The organism is Aminobacter sp. AP02, from assembly GCF_003148805.1.
Classification (GTDB): domain Bacteria; phylum Pseudomonadota; class Alphaproteobacteria; order Rhizobiales; family Rhizobiaceae; genus Aminobacter.
The window spans coordinates 112,473-131,467 of sequence record NZ_QGGX01000005.1; the positions used below are offsets into that span (position 1 = coordinate 112,473).

The following is an 18,995-nucleotide window of genomic DNA, read 5'->3' on the forward strand; positions in this document are numbered from 1 at the left end:
CAGTTCCTCGCCGATGGCAGGCCAGGGCGCGCCGAGCTTTGGCGGGTATCTGCGCGCGCCACGACAAGTCGGGCCGCGTGAAGCCGCTGTCCAGCAAGGCAATCGGTGCGCAAACGAGGTCTTCCTCGACCCGACGCTCCTCTTCAAACAGCATCTGCTCAAATACATAAACTTACTTGAGTTATTTTATTTGGGTGGCCATAGTCTGCTTGGCTGGCCCCTGGAGGCTGGCGGAGGCGCCCAGGGGAGGGAGTTGCCACCTAAAGGCGCCGCCTGATCACGAGAGGAGATCTTCATGACGACGATGACCCGGCGATTGTTTATCGCATCGCTGCCGCCCGCCTTGCTGGCCATGCGCACCGCAGCGCACGCCGCGCCCGCTTCCGACCTCGAGCTCATTGCCCGCCAGAAGCTCGAGCCGGCAATCGTGACCCTTCATCGCCGCCTGGAGCGCCTGACCTCGACGCTTACCTTCATGACCACCGGCGCGCATCCTGACGACGAGCCGAGCGGCCTGCTTGCGGCACTGCGCCATGTCTACGGCATCCGGCCGGTTCTTTATTGCATCACCCGCGGCGAGGGCGGCCAGAACAGCATTGGTGCCGAGCGTGGGTCGGTTCTTGGCGTGTTGCGCACCCGCGAAATGCAGGAAGCATCGCGGTCGCTCGACGCTTCGCTCGCCTTCGGCGGTCGCGGCCATTCCGATTCGGTGCACGATTTCGGCTTCTCGAAGGACCCGAACGACACGATCGACCGCTGGGGTCGTGACCGCGTTGTCGAGCGCATGACCTGGGCGTTCCGCCAGTACAAGCCCGACATCGTCATGAATTGCTTCCTCGACGTGCCAGGCCAGCACGGCCAGCACCGGGCCGCCGTCGTTGCGACCTTCATCACCGCGGACATTTCCGGCAATGCAAAGGAGTATCCCGAGCAGATCGCCGCCGGCCTCGACCCATGGGACGTGCCAAAGATCTATTCCCCCGCTTATGGCGGTGGTGGCGGGGTATATGACGACGAAACACCGCCGCCGCCCACGACGCTGACGGTGAAGGCGCCTGAACGCGACAAGATCTCGGGCGCCACCTTCCCACAGATGGGCGAGTGGTCGCGGTCGTGCCACCTGACCCAGGGCATGGGCAAATGGCGCGCTGAACCCAAGACCGAATGGCAGCTGCACCTGGCGCGCGTCGCCCAAGGCGAGCGGGCGACGAACGAGGTCGACATCCGCGATGGCCTGATCGCCACGGTCGGCGACATTGCCGGCATGGACGGCATGCCTGCTTCCCTCGCCGATGCGCTGCGCAACGCACAAGGCCTGATCGACGAAGCGATTGCCGACTATGGCGACCCGGTGGTGGTGGTCAACAAGGCTGTCGAAATCGGCAAGGCCATCGATGAAGCGCGCAAGCAACTGCCTGAAGAGTTCCGCGCGCTCGTCGCCCATCGCCTCGAACGCAAGGCGCGCGAGGTCGATCTGGTCCTGGCAACCGCCTCGGGCATGCATATCAGGGCCTTCACAGAAGGTGCGGACCTCAAGCCGGGCGACACCATCACCATCAAGACGCTGGTCGAAGCCCCTGAAAGCGTGGTGGTGGAGAAGGCCGAGATCATCGCCCGCAAGGGCCTGAGCGCCAGCAACGACCAGCTGTCGGTGGCAAGCGACGCCGAGCTCACCAATCCGCTGACCGAGCAGTTCGACCCGCTCGGCGGCAATGGTGACGCCTTCGTGCGGCTGACCGTGAAGATCGGTGACCGGTCGGCGGTGCTGGATGTCGATCTGGAAGATGCACTGAGGGTTCTTCCCTCGGCCTCGCTGGAGCTGAAGCCCGACGCGGTGGTGTTCAACACGGCCGCCGATCTGGCGCCTGTCGCCATGACCGCGACAGTCACCAACGCCAAGGTCGGCGACCTCAAGATCGACTTGCCCGAGGGCTGGGCTCTGAACCCATCAGGCGAAGCGTCGGACAATTCGGGCACCTTCGACCTGCAGCCACCTGCAAAGCCCGGCGAAACGCGCTTTGCCATCGAGCCCAAGCTGCTCGGCAGTGACGCCTATGCGATCAACACCTTCACCTATCCGCATATCGGCCGCTCCGTCGTGCCGACGAAAGTGTCGGTTCCGGTGCAGACAGTGGGCGCGGAGCTTACCGGGCTGAAGGTCGGCTACATCAGCGGCGGCAACGATAAGGTCGGGCTGTGGATGAAGCGGCTCGGCATCGATGTCGTGGAGCTTAGCCCCGCCGACGTCGAGCAAGGCACCTACCGCGATCTCAAGACCATCGTCGTCGGCATCTTCGCTTTCGGCAAGCGCGAGGACCTCGCCAAGGCGGTGCCCGAGCTGCACGAATGGGTCAAGGATGGCGGCCATCTGGTCACGCTCTACCATCGCCCGAGCGATGGCTGGGATGCGGAGAAAGTGCCGCCGCTGTTCCTCAAGATCGGCTCGCCCTCGATCCGCTACCGCGTCACCGACGCCAATGCAGAGGTCGATATCCTCGAACCCGAACACAAGCTGCTCAACCGCCCCAACAAGATCGGGCCGGAAGACTGGGCCAATTGGGACAAGGAACGCGGGCTCTATTTCGCGTCCGAATGGGACAAGGCCTACAAGCCGCTTCTGGCAATGAGCGACAAGGGCGAAGACAAGCTCAACGGTTCGCTGCTTTCGGCCGAGATCGGCAAGGGCCGCCACACCCATACCAGCCTTGTGCTGCACCATCAGCTCGACAAGCTGGTGCCCGGCGCCTTCCGCCTGCTCGCCAATCTGGTGCAGCCGGCATAAACGATGATCAAGGGCCCCGGCGCTCTGCCGGGGCCTTCCCACCACCAAGTTTGGGCGCCTGTGACATCGCTAGCCCTTGCGCGCCAAGGCACCGGATGCTTTAGGAGCGAACTCTTTTACGGGCGCAACCGATGACGTAGTGACCCGACAAATCCTCTGGGTCCTACAAAACATGATTCGTCTCGAAAATATCGGCAAGCAGAACGGTAAGCAGATCGTGTTTATCGAGGCCTCCGCAGCGCTCCAAAGGGGCGAGAAGGTCGGCCTCGTCGGCCCCAACGGTGCCGGCAAGACAACGCTCTTCCGCATGATTACTGGTCAGGAGCAGCCCGACGAGGGCCAGGTCTCCGTCGATCGCGGCGTCACCATCGGCTATTTCAGCCAGGATGTCGGCGACATGGCTGGCCGCAGCCCTGTGGCGGAAGTCATGGACGGTGCTGGCCCGATCGGTTCGATGATCGCCGAGATGCGCGAATTGGAAGCCGCGATGGTCGACCCCGATCGCGCCGACGAGATGGACCAGGTCATCGAGCGTTATGGCGAGGTGCAAGGGCGCTTCGAGGAACTCGACGGCTACTCGCTCGACGGCCGGGCGCGCGAAGTGCTCGATGGTCTTGGCTTCTCGCAGGAGATGATGGACGGCGATGTCGGCGCGCTGTCCGGCGGCTGGAAGATGCGCGTAGCACTCGCCAAGATCCTGCTCATGCGCCCCGACGCTCTGCTGCTCGACGAGCCGAGCAACCACCTTGATCTCGAAAGCCTGATCTGGCTCGAAGCCTTCCTCAAGGGCTATGACGGCGCGCTTTTGATGACCTCCCACGACCGCGAGTTCATGAACCGCATCGTCAACAAGGTGGTCGAGATCGACGGCGGTTCGCTGACCGCCTATTCCGGCGACTACGAATTCTACCAGCAGCAGCGCGTGCTGGCCGACAAGCAGCAGCAGGCACAGTTCGAGCGACAGCAGGCCATGCTGTCCAAGGAAATCGCCTTCATCGAGCGCTTCAAGGCGCGCGCCTCGCACGCCGCCCAGGTGCAAAGCCGCGTCAAGAAACTCGACAAGATCGACAAGGTCGAGCCGCCCAAGCGCCGCCAGACGGTGTCATTCGAGTTCCAGCCGGCACCGCGTTCGGGCGAGGACGTGGTCACGCTCAAGAACGTGCACAAGCGCTATGGCAGCAAGACCATTTATGAAGGCCTTGATTTCCAGGTTCGCCGCAAGGAGCGCTGGTGCATCATGGGCATCAACGGCGCGGGCAAGTCGACGCTGCTGAAGCTGGTGGCCGGCGCCTCCAAGCCCGACGACGGCACGGTCGCGCGGGGACCCAGCGTCAAGATGGGCTACTTCGCCCAGCACGCCATGGACCTGCTCGATGGCGACCGCACCGTGTTCCAGCAGTTGGAAGACACCTTCCCGCAGGCTGGCCAGGCGCCACTGCGCGCGCTCGCCGGCTGCTTCGGCTTTTCCGGCGATGACGTCGAAAAGAAATGCCGGGTGCTTTCGGGAGGCGAAAAGGCGCGGCTCGTGATGGCGATCATGCTGTTTGATCCGCCGAACCTCCTGGTGCTCGACGAGCCGACCAACCATTTGGACATCACCACCAAGGAGATGCTCATCACGGCGCTGTCGCAGTATGAGGGCACGATGCTGTTCGTTTCGCACGACCGCCACTTCCTGGCGGCCCTTTCCAATCGCGTGCTGGAACTGACGCCCGACGGCATCCACACCTATGGCGGCGGCTATACGGAATATGTCGAGCGCACCGGCCAGGAAGCACCGGGCCTCAGGAGCTGAGGCGGGAAGCGAGGCGCTGAGCGTCCCGTTGGACGGCGCAAATGACGCTCTGAGACTTTGGCGCATGGCCCCGAAATCGATTTCGGTTTTCAGGAGCATGCGCGATCCCTCGCGCGGCTTGCCAATCGGCCTCAGCCGAACATGCGCTCACCTTGTTCGTCGACCAGCTGCCGGCCCTTGGTCAGCGAGACTTCGACGGCGTCGTCGAGTGCCGCGAAACGGTCGGCGCGGATGAACTTGTGTTCCTTGACCGTGCCGCCGACATCCTTGGAAACCACGCCGCAGGTCTGGAACTGGCCGCCTTCCTTGTAGGGCATCGCCTTGATGGCAAAGCCCTTGTATTCGATCTCCTTGGCAACCGTAGGCGCTGACGTTTCCGCCGCGCCGCCGCCACCGCCAAAAAGCCTCTTCAGAAACGACATCTGGTTCTTCCCGTTGTTTTTCCGAAACTTAGCCGCTTGTGCTGATACAGTCGAGGCGTTTCGAGTTCAGCGCGACCAGAGCGCACGTGAGATGCGTGCGCCCTGGATTTCACATGCCGTCCTAGCCGAGCGAGGCGATGATTTCGCGATAGGCAAGTTCAGGGAACGCCTTCAGGGTGCGCGTCCGTATATTGCCGCCTTGGCCCAAAATCAGGGCAAAGCGTGCCACCACCGCGTCGTCGGGCGCCTCGGCGATCGCCACCATGTCGTATTCGCCCATGGTCAGGTAAAACTGCTTGAACGAGCCGCCCATCTCTCCGAGCAGCTTCTTGGCCGCATCGAGCCGTTTGGGCGATGAACGTACGTCGCGCACGCCCTGGTCGGTCCAGTTGATCAGCACAATGTAACTCGTCATGGCACATCTCCCTCCGGCGCCACGGAGCACGGCGCAAGCCGCCGGGGCGGGCATCCGGGTCATCGCCCTCAATGCATCCACGGAAGGGGAGTATCCTCTCCTGCCGGCATTCCGGCAAGGAAATCGGTGCTGTCGCTGGCGATCAGGCAGTCGAGGAGCCGCCGGTGCCAAGTTCTTTCTGCATGAACACGCTGAGCGGGTCGGCCGAGTAGTCGCCGAACGGCCCGCAGCGCGAAAAGCCGGTACGAGCGTAGAGCGCCAGTGCCTCGTGGTTGTCGACGCCAGTCTCCAGCCTGATCAGCGCAATGCCGGCATCGCGTGCCCGGGCTTCGAGATCGGAAAGGATAGCCTTCGAAAGCCCCTTGCCGCGCGCCGCCGGCACCACCCACATGCGCTTCAGTTCGGCCCAGCCCTCGGTCAGGGCCAGCGCGCCGGTGCCTACCGCCTCGCCTTGCTCGTTGCGGGCAACCACAAACCACACATTCGGTGCGCGCAATGCCTCGAGCGGCAGGAAGTGGTTGCTTGCGGCCGGATAGAGCGATGCGCCATAGGCATCACCTTCGTCCAGAAGGGCGATCACCTCCGGGGTTGCCGGATCCTCCAGGCCAATTCGAAACTGCATGTCTTGCGCTCGCATCGTTTGGAGCGCCACGCGTCCACATGGACGCGAAAAGACGCTCAATGTCCTTGAACCTACGCATCGCGCTTTCCAAAAACCGATTCCAATCTTCGGGCCGATGCGCCGGTCAGCAAATCCGACTAAAGCCCACGCCAGGAAATCGGGCAAGGCCGGCCCGATGCGGCCTTAGCGCTCGGTCAGCGCGAGCTTTGCGCCAAGCATGACGAATGCGGCGGCGAAGCTGCGGCGCATCCAGGTCATGACACGCGGGCTGCCCGTCATCTTGTCGCGAACGGCTGCGGCGCACAGGCCATAGATGGCGAAGATGACGAAGGTCGCCAGCATGAACACGCCGGAGAGTTCGAGCATGCGGGTGAGCACATGCGGCTCATTTGGGGCGATGAACTGCGGCAGGAAGGCAACGAAGAAGATCGACAGCTTGGGGTTGAGCACGTTGATCAGCACGCCGTCGACCAGTACCTGGCGCGCGCTGCGCGGATCGGCCTTGTCGTCGACCTTGAGGGCGCCATGCTCGCGCAGGCTCTGCCAGGCCATGTAGAGCAGATAGGCGACGCCGGCATATTTGACGATCTCGAAGGCCAGGGCGCTGGTGTGCAGCAGTGCGGCGAGGCCGGTCAGTGCTGCGATCAGGTGCGGAACGATGCCGAGCGTGCAGGCAAAAGCGGCGAGTACGCTTGCGCGTCCGCCGCGCGAAAGTCCCGCGGCGAGGGTATAGACGACGCCGGTTCCTGGTGAAGCAACGATGATGAGCGTGGTCAGCAGGAATTCAATCGACATGGTCGCCCTCCCTCAAGAAGAAGCGACCATAATGCATGGCGATGCTTGGTGGAAGCCACCCGAAAATCGCCAGCGGGGGGCAATTGTCTTTCAACAGTCCGAGACTACGCAGCTGGAAAACCGGTTTGCCGTTTTTCGAGCTGCGATAGAACTCAGATGTTCGGACCGTCTTGGGCGACGGCCTTTTTGTCACCCTTCGTCAGGCCCGTGAGGCGGTCGATATAGGCCAGCAGCAGTGCCGATAGCACGAAGGTGAGGTGGATGATGGTCAGCCACATCAGCTGTTGGGACGTGTATTGCTGATGGTTGAGGAAAACCTGGAGCAGGTGGATCGACGAGATTGCGACGATCGTCGAGGCGACCTTGATCTTGAGCGAGCTGATGTCGATGGTGCCAAGCCAATGGACCTCGCCATCATGATTGTCGAAGCGGCTGACGAAGTTCTCGTAGCCGGAGATGATGACCATCACCACCAGCGAAGCAACAAGGGCGGCATCGATCAGGCCGAGAACCTTGAGGATGATGTCGGTGTCGTCGAGCACCATCACCTTGAGAATGAACTCGTAGAGCTTCTTGGCGAATGACAAGGCGTAGACGCCGAGCGCTACGGCGAGGCCGAGATAAAACACCACGAGCAGCCAGCGCGAGGCAAGAATGATGGATTCGACAGCGTGTTCGAGGCGTTTCATGAGACGTCCGAAATTTTGCGATTGGAGAATTTGTGATTGATTGAGCCGAACGAATGCAACAGCTCGCGGGATAAAACAAGGCCCGGCCGCTGGAGGGGGGATTCGGCCGGGCCTGATCTCCTGAAACGCCGGAGATGGACGGGGCAGGGAACCACGTCACCCACAAAGTGGCATCAAAATCCAGCGATTCAATGGCCAAAGCAGGGTGATCGCGTGATTGTTACCGGCGCCCTTTGGCTTTCCATCGAGGCATATCTGACCCGTTGGACCATGGAAATCCCGACCCGCTGACAGCGCGGGCCGGGTCTGTTGCGTGACCGGCAGCCGCTATTTGGCGCTGGCGATCGGCGCCACCAGGGGCGTGATGCGACGGATGGCGACGCGCCGGTTTTCGCGTTCGCGCTTGTCTGTCTTCACCTTGAGGTAGCGCTCGCCATAGCCCTGGGTCGACAGGTTTTCCGGCGGAATGCCGAAAACATTGGTCAAGGCATCGGCGACGGACTCGGCGCGACGGTCAGACAGCGCCAGATTGGCGACGTCGGATCCGACGGCATCGGTGTGACCCTCGATGAGGAAGGTCTCGGCCGGGTTCTTCTGGAGCAGCTTTTCCATGGCGTTGGCCACGCCTTCGAGCTTGGCGACCTCGTCTTCGCTGATCGAGGCCGAACCGAACTCGAAATTGAGGGTGTCGAGATCGACGCGCCGCGCAATGTCACGCACGCGGGCCGAACGCTTGACCTCGTCGATCGAGTAGAGGCGCTTGACGCGCTCCACCGGCGGACGCTCCAGGAAGTCGTAGTAGGCGTTGGGGTCTTCGACATATTGCGCGTCGAGAATGTACTCGTTGCGCGGGATGAACAGCTGCATCGGCGGCAGGTCGAGGCCAGGATCGCGCCACTCGTCCATCTGCTCGTAATACTGGTCGTCGACATAGCTCAGCACGTATTCGCGCCCGTCGGGCGTGATGCGCGAACGCCTGACGATGTCGCCATAGCGGTTGCGGATGGTGATGATCTGGTTGCCATTGTCGCGCACGATCACCTCGCGGGTGCGGCCACGCGGCAGATCCTCGTAGTAGACCTCCTGAGCGTCACGCGTCATCCGTGGACGGTCGTTGCTCTCGACGATGATCTGGTTGTTGACCTGGATGATGACGCGGTCACCGATCTCGCGCACCACTTCGGTGCCTTCGGGGCGCGGCCTGCGGCGCAGGTCGACCTCCGGCATGCGCTCGATGCGCGTGCCTTGTTCGGCGGTCACCGGCTGGATGGTGACGGGCTGGGCCTGCACTGTCGCGGCCTTATCGTCGACCGGCGGGGGGCCTGGATCGACCGGTGCGGGCTGCGGCTGGGCGGTCTGCGCACCACCCTGGCCGGGTGCTGGCGTCTGCGTCGGCTGTCCAGCTTCGGCGGGTTGACCTGGCTCGACAGGCTTGCCTGATTCCACAGGGGGAGGGGTTTCCTTCTGGCTGTCGAGGATCGGCGCCTCGTTCGGGTTGACAGGAGCCTCGCCTTGCTGCGCGGGTTTTTCACCCTGCGCCGGTTGCTCGCCGGTCGCTGGCTGCTCGGTCGCTGGGTTTTCTTCGGCGGGCTTTTGTTCCGCCGGCTGTTCGCCCTGGGCAGGTGTTTCGCCTGATGGTGCGGTCGTGTCCGGCGAAGGCGCCGGCGTCGGCACCTGCTCCGGCGTTGGCTGGGCCGGCTTTTCCGCCGGCTGTTCGGTTGGTTGCTCGGCCTGCGGCTTTGGCTCGGGCTGGACTTCCGGTTGCGGTGCGACCTCGGGCGTCGGCGCGGGCTGGGCTTCCTCGGCGGCCGGGGCTTTTTCCCCGTGCTTGCGCTTGGGCGCGGGCTCTTCTGCCTGCGGCTGCTGTTCGGGTTGCGGCGCCGCCTCCGGCTCCGCGGCAGGGGCAGGCTGTTCCTGCGGCTGCTCGGCGACGGGCTCGCGCTTCTTGCGCTTGGGTGCCGGCTCTTCCGCCTGCGGCTGCGGCGCTGGCTCGGACTGGGGGGCAGCCTCTTGCTGGGGTGCTGGTTCTTCTGCTGGCGCCTCGCGCTTTTGCTTGCGGCGTGGCTCTGGCTGCTCCGCCTGCGGCTCTGGAGCAGGTTGTTCTGCCTGCGGCTGAGGTTCTGCCTGCGGCTGCGGTTCGGGTTGAGGGGCTGGCTCCGGCTGCGGCACGGGAGCAGGCTCGGGCTGAGGCTGCGGCTCTGGTTGGGGTGCCGGCTCGGGCTGGGCTTCGGGCGCGGGCGCCTGCTCCTGCTGGCCCCCACCCTGACGCGCGGCGCAGGCTTCCGCCGATTCGCCTTCCTGGCACTCCGCCTGCACGCGTACGAGCGGAAGCGTAAGCCCTGCATCATTGGCCACGCCGTGCGGCAGCGGCAATGCGCTCAACGGCGCGGATGCCATGAACAGGCCGATTGCCGTGCCTGCGAGAATCCGTGGTTGGCGTTTCATCGTTGGAAATTCTCCTTGAAGTATGGTCCCGTCCCCGCCCAAACATATGGAACCCGGGAGTGGTTCCGCTTGGCCCGGCAGTCGCATCGATTCGGGGCATTTGCCCGACGACAACAAGGCGATATCGCGGCTTCACTGAACCGGCGATGAATGCAAGCCTTGCATCCGCTTGACGCGGGCACCGATGCGCGCCACATGCCACAGCATGGACGAACCCTTCTGGAAAACGACGCCGCTCGAGGCGATGAGCCCGACGCAGTGGGAGTCGCTGTGCGACGGTTGCGGCAAGTGCTGCCTGTCCAAGCTCGAGGACGAAGACACCGGCGAAATCTACTGGACCAGCGTCGGCTGCCGCCTGTTCGACGGCGCGACCTGCCGCTGCTCCGATTATGCCAATCGCCTCGCGCGCGTGCCCGATTGCGTTGGGCTGACGCCGCAGAATGTCCCAACCATCTCGTGGCTGCCCAGCACCTGCGCCTACAGGCTCGTGGGCGAGGGGCGCGACCTCTATTGGTGGCACCATCTCGTTTCCGGCAGCACGGAGACCGTGCATGAGGCGGGCATCTCGGTACGCGGCCGGCTGACGGCATCGGAGGACGACCTGGCCGAGCCGGAGGACTACTTCGACCATATGCTCGAAGAAGAGCCTTAAGCGCATTTCCCAGCAGATCGCCATATTGCGGGCGCCTTCTGTCGCCTATTTCGCCGCTGCGCGCGACTCACGCAGTGTTGCGCGCTGTAAAAAAAATCCAGCAGAATCAACAATTTGTAGATGAACCGAATATGAATGCGGGGTTCGAAATCGGTTCAGCTTGAGTGGTGCACTCTATGGTCATCGCTCAGGCACAGACGGCTTGACGCCACGGAGTTCAAGGAGAAGACCATGTTCGACAAGATCAAGACTGCCGCCCTTTCGGCCCTCATCGGTTTCAGCACGCTGGCCGCAATTCCCGCTTCGGCGCAGGCAGATGGGCTTTACCTCAACCTCGGCCAGGGCCAGCCGCGTGTCGGCGTCTATGTCCAGGACGGCTACCGTGACGGCAACCGCCATGACGGACGCTGGGATGACCGCAACGATGGCCGCTGGGGCGGACGCCCCGATGACGGCCGCTGGAACCGCAACTGCACGCCCGACCGCGCGCTCGACAAGGCCGACCGCATGGGGCTGCGTCGCGCCCGCATCGTCGACGTCAGCCGCCGTACCATCACGGTGAGCGGCCGCAAGTACGGCGAGCGTATCGCGGTGAGCTTTGCTCGCGCACCGAACTGCCCGGTGGTGCGTTACTAAAGGCTGTTCTAATCAGCCCCTCTTCGCTCAAAGATGGGCATTTCCAAACAAGAACCCCGGAGGCCAGGCCTCCGGGTTTTTTTTGTTCGTTCGCAATGAAGAGCTGCCGCGCGTGAACGCGCGGCAGAATTCCAGTCCGCTCGTCAGTTCTTCAGTTCGAAAGTGACGTTGACCTGGACGCGGTAGGCGTTTTCGCCGGCTTCGACGGGGACCGAGCCTGCGGCGCGGTCGAACGACTTGGCCTGCATCGGCATCGGCGGCGAGGTGAAGGACTGGTCGGCGATCTCAAGCACCTTGCCCAGGTTGACGCCCGCCGCCTCGGCCAGCACCTTGGCCTTGGCGATGGCATCGGCCACCGCCAGCTTGCGCGCCTCGGTGATGACAGGCTGCGGCTTTTCGTTGGCGAAGGTGATGCCGCCGCCCTGGTTGACGCCGAGCGAGACCGCCTTGTCGAGAATCTCGCCTGTCTTGGTGATGTCGCGGATGCGCACCGAAAGCGTGTTGATGACCTGGTAGGCGACGAGTTCGGCTTCCTGCGATCCGTCGGGCCGGTTGGTGAAGTTGTAGCGCGGCTGGATCTGGACTCCGCCGGTCTGCAGGTCGCGGTCGGCAATGCCGGAAGCCTTCATCGCCGCGATCACGGCGGCCATGGCGTCGTTATTGGCGTCGAGCGCCTCACGCGCGGTCTTGGCCTCGCGCATCACCGAAAGCGACAGCAGCGCCAGATCGGGGGCGACCGAAGCCTCGCCTTCGCCGGTTACGATGATGCGCGGCGTCGGCTGGTTGTCGGCGCGGGCGCCAGCGGCGGGAAGCGCCAGTGCCGCTGCAAGTGCGAGCGCCATGTATTTGCGATTCATAATATATTCTCCATTCAGCGAGGCCCTTCGAGAGTGTCGAATAGGGGTGGATTATGGGTGGATTGCGGCAACGCGCAATAGATGCACGAAGATGGCTTGTGCCGGCCCCGAAAACTTACTATCCAGCCCGCGTGGGGCCTGTAGCTCAATGGTTAGAGCCGGCGGCTCATAACCGCTTGGTTGGGGGTTCGAGTCCCTCCGGGCCCACCATATCTTTCATAGAATCAACCGTTTATGAGGCGGCTGGCCAGCAAGGCTAGCTGGCGGTGTGCCAGGCCCTGTTTCCGCGCCATGGCGACTCTGAATATCGTCTGACAGGCAAGCTCGGGCCTCGCTTATTCGCGTTCACCTGGGGCGCGGGCGAAGCGCTGCGATACCGGGCCAGGCTGCCGTTGTTCACGCTGGCGGTACGGCCGAAGGGTTCAGAGCAGGATTTTCGCAAGGATTGCGCCAGCGGAGCCGATCACCGACAAGACCATGAGCATGGCCGCGGCGTTGTCGAAGCGGGGAGTTCTTACCGGCTGCGGAACAAAGCGCTCGAACGGGTCGCCTTGGGAAAAGGCCTGCAGTCGTTCGTACCACTGCAATCCATGCGCGATAGCACTGAGCCACATTTCGTCCCGTCACCCGATGTCACCGGCAACTGGGCGCCGGCTTGCGCGACACCAGTACGTGTCGGCGCATAGCGTTTCGAGATGAACGAAACGGCAGAAAAATCAAAATGTCATATGGCGTTGGTCGTGGGAGCCGGCTGAGCCCGAGGCGGGATCAGGGCGGCAGTGTCCGGCCCTAGCTTGCCTCATTTTCGCTTCGGCTGATCGCTGCATACTCCTTGGCCAGGTGGTCGAGCAGGGAACGCACCGAAGGTAAAAGGCCGCGCCGCGAGGGAAAGACCGCGTGAATGATGCCGGTCCTGGGGGCCCAGTCCGGCAGGACGTCGACCAATGTTTTTGCGGCCAGGTCGGCGCTGATAACCATCGTCGGCAGCCGCACCACGCCGACGCCGCGCAACGCCGCGTGGCGCAAGGTCACCATGTCTTCGGTGACGAAGCGCGGCTTGTGCGGAATGCGCGCGGTCGCCCCGTTCGGGCCATCGAGGCGCCATTCGTGTTCATCCTGGGCGGGGCCCCAGGCAAGGCTCGGCAATGTGGCGAGGTCGGCCGGCACCACGCCACCGGGAAGCTTTGCCAGCAATTTGGGGCTGGCAACCAGGCGCTGGGGGCTGTTGGCCAGAACCTTCATGACGAGGTCGCTTTCCTCCAGCGGCGGAAAGCGCACCCTGATGGCCAGGTCGAATCCCTCGCGGATCACGTCGACGCGCCGGTTGGTGCTTTCGAGATGTACCTCGACCTTCGGGCAATCGGTCATGAAGCGAGCGATCATCTCGCTGACCTGGAAATAGACGATGGAGGAGGGGCAGGCTATCCGCACGATGCCTTGAGGCTCCGAGCGGGTCCGCTCGATGACCTCTTGCGCCGCTTCGGCCTCGACCAGCATGGCGACGCAATGCCGGTAATACTCGGTGCCGATCTCCGTGACGGCAAAGCGCCTCGTCGAGCGCTGGATCAGGCGAACGCCCAGGCGTTCCTCGAGCAGGCCGATACGCCGGCTGAGCCGCGAACGCGGCATGCCGAGCGCGCGCGCGGCTGCGGCAAAGCCGTTCTGGTCGACGACCTGGACGAAGAAATAGAGGTCATTCAGGTCCTGCATGGTCCTCGATTGTCTCGTTTGTAGGACAGTGTGGTTGAATCTTAGCGGCTACTGCGCCGTTTGTCCTGTGCATATTCTCTTGGCAACACAACCGGCCACGGTTCGCAAGGAGAAACATGATGAGAAGGATACTCGGGGTCTACAGCGCGTCTTCGCCGCATTGGGTCGGTGACGGCTTCCCAGTCCGCTCGGTCTTTTCCCAGACCACGCTTGGCCAGCATGTCAGCCCTTTCCTGCATCTCGATTATGCCGGGCCAATGAAATTCGCCCCCACCGACACGCCGCGTGGCGTCGGGGTCCGCCCGCATCGCGGTTTCGAGACGGTTACCATCGTCTATCAGGGCGAGGTCGAGCATCGCGACTCCACCGGCGCAGGCGGCCTGGTCGGCCCCGGCGACGTGCAATGGATGACCGCCGCGTCCGGCATCCTGCATGAGGAGTTTCATTCAAAGGCGTTCACCGAGCAGGGTGGCGTGCTGGAGTTGATCCAACTCTGGGTCAATCTGCCGGCCAAGGACAAGAATGCCACGGCCGGCTACCAGACGCTGCTCGACGCCGATATTCCGGCGGTGAGGCTTCCTGGAAATGCGGGAACGTTGCGCGTCATTGCCGGCGACTACCAGGGCAATCATGGGCCGGCCAGGACGTTCACGCCGATCAACATGTGGGACCTCCAACTCAGGAATGGTGGCCAGACGTCGCTGGAATTGCCCGAGGGCCATGCCGTGGGGCTGGTCGTGTTGCGCGGCAACATCGTCGTCAACGGCACCGAGCCGGTTCGCGACGCCCAGTTCGCGCTGCTCGAGCGCAATGGCGGTGCGTTCACGCTCGACGCCTCCAGCGACGCGTCAGTGCTTTTGCTGAGCGGCGAGCCGATCGACGAACCCGTCGCCTGGCGGGGACCGTTCGTCATGAACACGGAAGAAGAACTCAACCAGGCCTTCGCCGATTTTCGGCGCGGCGGTTTCGGTCGGATCGAAAACTGACCATCCGGAATCAAGGGCCCGGCGTGGCCGGACCCTTGCAAGCAGGGTTCGCAGGACAGCGAGCCGATTTCACCAGCAACCTCCCAGCCATCCAACAGGAGACTAAAATGAACACCAATGTTGCCAATTTCGAAGGCAAGCGTCCGGTCATCGACCCCAATGACGCGGTGCTGCTGCTGATCGACCACCAGAGCGGCCTGTTCCAGACTGTCGCCGACATGCCGATGACGACGCTGCGCAACCACGCCGCGGCGCTGGCCAGGATGGCGACGCTGTCCAACATCCCGGTCATCACCACCGCTTCGGTGCCGCAGGGCCCGAACGGCCCGCTGATCCCGGAAATCCACCAGAACGCACCGCATGCGCAATATGTGGCGCGCAAGGGCGAGATCAACGCCTGGGACAATCCCAACTTCGTCGCCGCCGTAAAGGCAACCGGGCGCAAAACGCTGATCATCGCCGGCACCATCACAAGCGTGTGCATGGCCTTCCCGTCGATCAGCGCGGTATATGATGGCTACAAGGTGTTTGCGGTCATCGATGCCTCCGGCACCTATTCGAAGATGGCGCAGGAAATTACGCTTGCCCGCGTCGTTCAGGCTGGCGTCGTGCCGATGGACACCGCAGCGGTCGCCTCGGAACTGCAGAAGACCTGGCACCGTGAGGACGCCCAGGAGTGGGCAGAGGTCTACACCAAGATCTTCCCTCCCTACCAACTGCTGATCGAGAGCTACCTGAAGGCCCAGCAGGTCGAGAAGGATCACGAGCAGCTCGACTCGCAGAAATAAAGAAACAGTGGAATCGGCGGGGCGAAAGTCCCGCCAATCCTCGACATCGAGAACACAGCGTCTCGAAAAGCGCTCTTATAGGGCGCGACAACAACACGATATGACCGCTGCAAATACGATGAACATGCAGGAGGCGAAAATGACACTGCAACTGACAGGCATCCACCATCTCACCGCGATCACCGCGGACGCTCCGGCAAATCTGCGTTTTTACACCAACACGCTCGGCCTGCGACTGGTCAAGAAGACGGTCAACCAGGACGATACCAGCGCCTATCATCTGTTTTATGCCGACGGCGAGGCCACCCCGGGCACGGACCTGACTTTCTTCGACTGGCCTGTCGGGCGCGAACGCCGCGGCACCCATAGCGTTGCCCGCACTGGTTTGCGCGTTTCGGGCGAAAAGAGCCTGACATGGTGGCGCGAGCATCTTGGCCAGTCCGGCGTTGCATCCGGCGAGATCGCGGAGATCGCGGGCTATCGCGCGCTCGACTTCGAAGACGCAGAGGGCCAGCGGTTCCGGCTGATCGACGATGGCGGCAAGGGCGAGGCGCACCCCTGGAGCAAGAGCCCGGTTCCGGTCGAGCACCAGATCAGGGGGCTTGGGCCGATCACGCTCAGCGTTCCCGATCTTGCGCCGACCGAACTGGTGCTGACCAAGGTGATGAACATGCGCCAGGTGCGCGACCATGCGTCGGCCGACGGCAACGGGCATGTCCATGTCTTCGCCATGGGCGAGGGCGGTCCCGCCGCCGAACTGCATGTTGCCGTGCAGCCCAATTTGCCGACGGCCCAGCAAGGGGCCGGTGCCGTGCACCATGTCGCCTTCCGCACGCCGGATATCGAGTCCATGCATGAATGGACCGAGCGGCTGAAAAGCGTGCGCCTGCCGTCGAGCGGCGAGGTCGAGCGCTACTATTTCCGTTCGCTCTACTTCCGCGAGCCGAACGGCATCCTGTTCGAAATCGCGACCGACGGTCCCGGCTTCACCGCCGACGAGCCCTTGGAAACGCTCGGCGAGCGGTTGGCGCTGCCGCCTTTCCTCGAGCCGAGGCGGGCCTCGATCGAAGCTGGGCTGAAGCCGCTCGTTTGATCGGCTTCTGCCGGGAGGGTTTCCTCTCCCGGCAGCCCAATGGACTTGGAGTTAGGACATGACCAGACTAGTCGGAATATCGGGTAGCCTCAGGCGCGGCTCCTACAACGCCGCCCTGTTGCGCGCGGCGGTCACAATGACGCCCGAAGGCGTCGAGCTGCATGCCGCCACGATCCGCGGCGTTCCTCTCTATGACGCCGATGTCGAGGCGGCGGACGGCATTCCCGAGGCTGTGTCCGCGCTCAAGGACCTGGTTGCCGGCGCCGATGGGCTCATCCTGTTCACGCCCGAATACAACAACTCGATCCCCGGCGTGTTCAAGAACGCCATCGACTGGATGAGCCGCCCGGCGAGCGACATCAAGCGGGTGTTCGGCGGCAAGCCCGTCGCCGTGCTCGGCGCATCGGCCGGCGGCTTCGGCACCGTGCTCAGCCAGAATGCATGGCTTCCCGTGTTGCGCACCTTGGGAACCAACCCCTGGTTCGGCGGCCGCATGCTCGTCTCGCGAGCGCACGGCGTCTTCGACCAGAATGGTGCGATCACCGACGACGGCGTGCGCCAGCAACTGCACCAGTTCGTCCATGGCTTCGCCGGATTCGCGGCGCGGGCGAGGGCCGTGCCGGCCTGACGGCCGGCGGGCTGCGTCAGAAGGTCTTGCCGACCTTGAGGCCAAAGGCGTGGCCGTAGTTCAGGACATCGAAGCCGGCATAACCGAGGCTGACCTGGCTCGGCTATATCGAGGGTGGATTTCAACCGCCGCTGATTGCAGTGAGCACGAAGACCTCGGCGCCCGGCTTCAACCTCGTCTTCAGCGTCGCGCGCTCACCTTCGACGAAGACGTTCATGTGCTTGCGGATGGCGGGGCGGGAATCGCAGATGCGGTCGCGCATGCCGGGCCAGTTCTTGTCAAGTTCGTCGATCATTTCCCTGACCGTCGACACCGACATTTCAATTCGCCTGACGGCACCGGGGAAAAGATCGACCAAGACAGCGGGCAGCCGCACCACGACGGCCGCTGTTTCGGTTCGGGGCATCCTGGTCCGCGATGGGGCGTCGTCGAGCATGTTCGTCACCGTCAGTCATCGACCACAAGCGTTTCCACCGAAAGGATCGCCGGCAGGTGCTGGGCGACGCTCGCCCAGCTTTCACCCTCGTCGGCGCTGGCAAACAGCGCGCCCGAGCTTGTGCCGAAATAGACGCCGGCCGGCTCAAGCCGGTCTGTTGCCATGGCCTGCCTGAGCACGCCGATATAGGCGTTTTCCTGCGGCAGGCCGGTGCGCATCGCCTGCCATTCGCGTCCGGCGTCGCGTGTGCGCCACACGGCTGCCTTCGCATCAGGCACATACCGGCCGGCGCTGTCGCCATTGAGCGGCACGAGATAGAGGGTGTCAGGATCGCGTGGGTGGGTTGCGGCAGGAAAGCCGAAGGTCGATGGCAGTCCCTTTTCGATGCTGACCCAGCGCTTGCCACCGTCGTCGGAGCGGTACATGCCGCAATGGTTCTGCTGGTAGAGCCGGTCGGGCATATCAGGCGCCATGACGAGGTTGTGCACGCACTGGCCGAATTCGGGATAGTTCTCGCCCTCGGGCAGGAAGTCGGCGCGGGTGCCGAGATTGCGCGGCTCCCAGCTCTTGCCGCCGTCTCCGGTGTAGAACACCCCGGCCGCCGAAATGCCGATCCAGATACGGTCGTGATCGTTGGGGTCGATCACCAGCGAGTGCAGGATCAGCCCGGCGCCGCCGGGGTTCCAGTGTGGTCGCGAAGGGTGCTTCTGCAAGGCCTCGACGTGGCTCCAGGACTGGCCGGCATCGTCGGAGCGGAACAGGCCGGCCGGTTGGACACCGGCATAAAGGCTGCCATTGGCCTGGGCCAGGCTCCATACCGCCTTGATCGGCTCTTCGCCTTCGGCATAAGCGAGGCCCTCGCTCGAATGCGTCCAGGTTTCGCCGAGATCGGTCGATTTCCACACGGCGGGGCCGAACCAATCGTTGCCGCCCGCGCCATAGATCGTGCCGGTCGCCTGATCGGCGACGACGTGGTTCATCGGCCATGTTTCGCAGAAGGGGCCGCGCAGCTTCCAGCTGCGCCGCTCCGCATCGCTTTCGGCAATGAAGGCGCCTTTCTTGGTTCCAAGCAGGACAAGGACTTTCTCTGCCATTGGTCTCCTCCACCACGCCGATCTTCAGAGATTGAATCCGGATCGGCGTCTACCGCATTTCAAATGAGCGTTTTCCAGGCTCGGCCGATCTGCATGTCCGGCTCAGCCCGAAAACCTGTCGGCAAAGCACAGCAACAATAATGCCAAAGC

The 18,995-nt window shown here is 63.4% G+C and carries 19 protein-coding genes and 1 tRNA gene; 9 read left to right on the forward strand and 11 right to left on the reverse strand.

Translation table 11 applies throughout. From position 1 onward, the window contains the following. Positions 1-295 precede the first annotated feature (295 nt). Both C8K44_RS07910 and C8K44_RS07915 read left to right on the forward strand, forming a co-directional pair. The gene (locus tag C8K44_RS07910) at positions 296-2,782 is read left to right on the forward strand and encodes a PIG-L family deacetylase (RefSeq protein WP_109575231.1); all 2,487 of its coding nucleotides are present in this window, start codon (positions 296-298) and stop codon (positions 2,780-2,782) included. Positions 2,783-2,954: 172 nt separating this feature from the next. Continuing rightward, positions 2,955-4,577 (forward strand): ABC-F family ATP-binding cassette domain-containing protein, encoded by a 1,623-nt coding sequence (locus C8K44_RS07915; RefSeq protein WP_109575232.1) that lies wholly within the window; start codon positions 2,955-2,957, stop codon positions 4,575-4,577. Between the two features lie 131 nt (positions 4,578-4,708). On the opposite strand, the gene C8K44_RS07920 is transcribed toward C8K44_RS07915, so the two are convergent. The 6 genes from C8K44_RS07920 to C8K44_RS07945 all read right to left on the reverse strand — a co-directional run bounded on the left by C8K44_RS07920 (position 4,709) and on the right by C8K44_RS07945 (position 9,965). Further along, the gene (locus C8K44_RS07920; protein ID WP_109575233.1) at positions 4,709-4,999 is read right to left on the reverse strand and encodes an HlyU family transcriptional regulator; all 291 of its coding nucleotides are present in this window, start codon (positions 4,997-4,999) and stop codon (positions 4,709-4,711) included. Positions 5,000-5,120: 121 nt separating this feature from the next. Then, positions 5,121-5,414, reverse strand: coding sequence for a GYD domain-containing protein (locus C8K44_RS07925; RefSeq protein WP_109575234.1), 294 nt, complete (start codon positions 5,412-5,414; stop codon positions 5,121-5,123). Positions 5,415-5,556: 142 nt separating this feature from the next. Next, entirely contained in the window at positions 5,557-6,036 is a 480-nt protein-coding gene (locus C8K44_RS07930; protein ID WP_109575420.1) for a GNAT family N-acetyltransferase, read from the reverse strand. A gap of 183 nt (positions 6,037-6,219) precedes the next feature. After that, on the reverse strand, positions 6,220-6,831 hold the full coding sequence (locus tag C8K44_RS07935; RefSeq protein ID WP_109575235.1) for a LysE family translocator: 612 nt from the start codon (positions 6,829-6,831) through the stop codon (positions 6,220-6,222). Positions 6,832-6,983: 152 nt separating this feature from the next. Further along, a complete protein-coding gene (locus C8K44_RS07940) occupies positions 6,984-7,520 on the reverse strand; it encodes a TIGR00645 family protein (RefSeq protein WP_109575236.1) in 537 nt (178 codons plus the stop codon). 327 nt (positions 7,521-7,847) lie between these two features. Further along, entirely contained in the window at positions 7,848-9,965 is a 2,118-nt protein-coding gene (locus C8K44_RS07945; RefSeq protein ID WP_109575237.1) for an OmpA family protein, read from the reverse strand. 205 nt (positions 9,966-10,170) lie between these two features. Here C8K44_RS07945 and C8K44_RS07950 point away from each other — a divergent pair, with 205 nt between their 5' ends. Together C8K44_RS07950 and C8K44_RS07955 are read left to right on the forward strand one after the other, a co-directional pair. Beyond that, positions 10,171-10,617 carry a YcgN family cysteine cluster protein gene (locus C8K44_RS07950; protein ID WP_109575421.1) on the forward strand — a complete coding sequence of 149 codons (447 nt, stop codon included), beginning with the start codon at positions 10,171-10,173 and terminating at the stop codon, positions 10,615-10,617. Between the two features lie 231 nt (positions 10,618-10,848). After that, positions 10,849-11,253: a hypothetical protein gene (locus C8K44_RS07955; protein ID WP_109575238.1), complete on the forward strand. Its 405-nt coding sequence runs from the start codon at positions 10,849-10,851 to the stop codon at positions 11,251-11,253. Between the two features lie 143 nt (positions 11,254-11,396). On the opposite strand, the gene C8K44_RS07960 is transcribed toward C8K44_RS07955, so the two are convergent. After that, the gene (locus tag C8K44_RS07960; protein ID WP_109575239.1) at positions 11,397-12,110 is read right to left on the reverse strand and encodes an SIMPL domain-containing protein; all 714 of its coding nucleotides are present in this window, start codon (positions 12,108-12,110) and stop codon (positions 11,397-11,399) included. Between the two features lie 134 nt (positions 12,111-12,244). Between C8K44_RS07960 and C8K44_RS07965 the strand changes: the two genes are divergently transcribed. Beyond that, positions 12,245-12,320: transfer RNA gene (locus C8K44_RS07965), tRNA-Ile, on the forward strand. 212 nt (positions 12,321-12,532) lie between these two features. Here C8K44_RS07965 and C8K44_RS07970 read toward each other — a convergent pair. Both C8K44_RS07970 and C8K44_RS07975 read right to left on the reverse strand, forming a co-directional pair. Next, positions 12,533-12,724 carry a hypothetical protein gene (locus tag C8K44_RS07970; protein WP_109575240.1) on the reverse strand — a complete coding sequence of 64 codons (192 nt, stop codon included), beginning with the start codon at positions 12,722-12,724 and terminating at the stop codon, positions 12,533-12,535. 175 nt (positions 12,725-12,899) lie between these two features. Then, positions 12,900-13,820 (reverse strand): LysR family transcriptional regulator, encoded by a 921-nt coding sequence (locus C8K44_RS07975; RefSeq protein ID WP_109575241.1) that lies wholly within the window; start codon positions 13,818-13,820, stop codon positions 12,900-12,902. Positions 13,821-13,939: 119 nt separating this feature from the next. Between C8K44_RS07975 and C8K44_RS07980 the strand changes: the two genes are divergently transcribed. From C8K44_RS07980 to C8K44_RS07995, 4 genes are all read left to right on the forward strand, one after another. Next, positions 13,940-14,806: a pirin family protein gene (locus C8K44_RS07980; RefSeq protein ID WP_109575242.1), complete on the forward strand. Its 867-nt coding sequence runs from the start codon at positions 13,940-13,942 to the stop codon at positions 14,804-14,806. A gap of 107 nt (positions 14,807-14,913) precedes the next feature. Beyond that, the gene (locus C8K44_RS07985) at positions 14,914-15,594 is read left to right on the forward strand and encodes a hydrolase (protein WP_109575243.1); all 681 of its coding nucleotides are present in this window, start codon (positions 14,914-14,916) and stop codon (positions 15,592-15,594) included. A 139-nt stretch (positions 15,595-15,733) separates the two neighbouring features. Beyond that, entirely contained in the window at positions 15,734-16,687 is a 954-nt protein-coding gene (locus C8K44_RS07990; protein ID WP_109575422.1) for a ring-cleaving dioxygenase, read from the forward strand. Between the two features lie 58 nt (positions 16,688-16,745). Continuing rightward, positions 16,746-17,315, forward strand: coding sequence for an NADPH-dependent FMN reductase (locus C8K44_RS07995; protein ID WP_109575244.1), 570 nt, complete (start codon positions 16,746-16,748; stop codon positions 17,313-17,315). Between the two features lie 121 nt (positions 17,316-17,436). Here the strand turns inward: C8K44_RS07995 and C8K44_RS08000 are convergent, their stop codons facing one another. Both C8K44_RS08000 and C8K44_RS08005 read right to left on the reverse strand, forming a co-directional pair. Beyond that, positions 17,437-17,751 carry a MoaD/ThiS family protein gene (locus tag C8K44_RS08000; RefSeq protein ID WP_109575423.1) on the reverse strand — a complete coding sequence of 105 codons (315 nt, stop codon included), beginning with the start codon at positions 17,749-17,751 and terminating at the stop codon, positions 17,437-17,439. 11 nt (positions 17,752-17,762) lie between these two features. Continuing rightward, the gene (locus C8K44_RS08005) at positions 17,763-18,845 is read right to left on the reverse strand and encodes a glycoside hydrolase (protein ID WP_109575245.1); all 1,083 of its coding nucleotides are present in this window, start codon (positions 18,843-18,845) and stop codon (positions 17,763-17,765) included. Between the last annotated feature and the right edge of the window lie 150 nt (positions 18,846-18,995).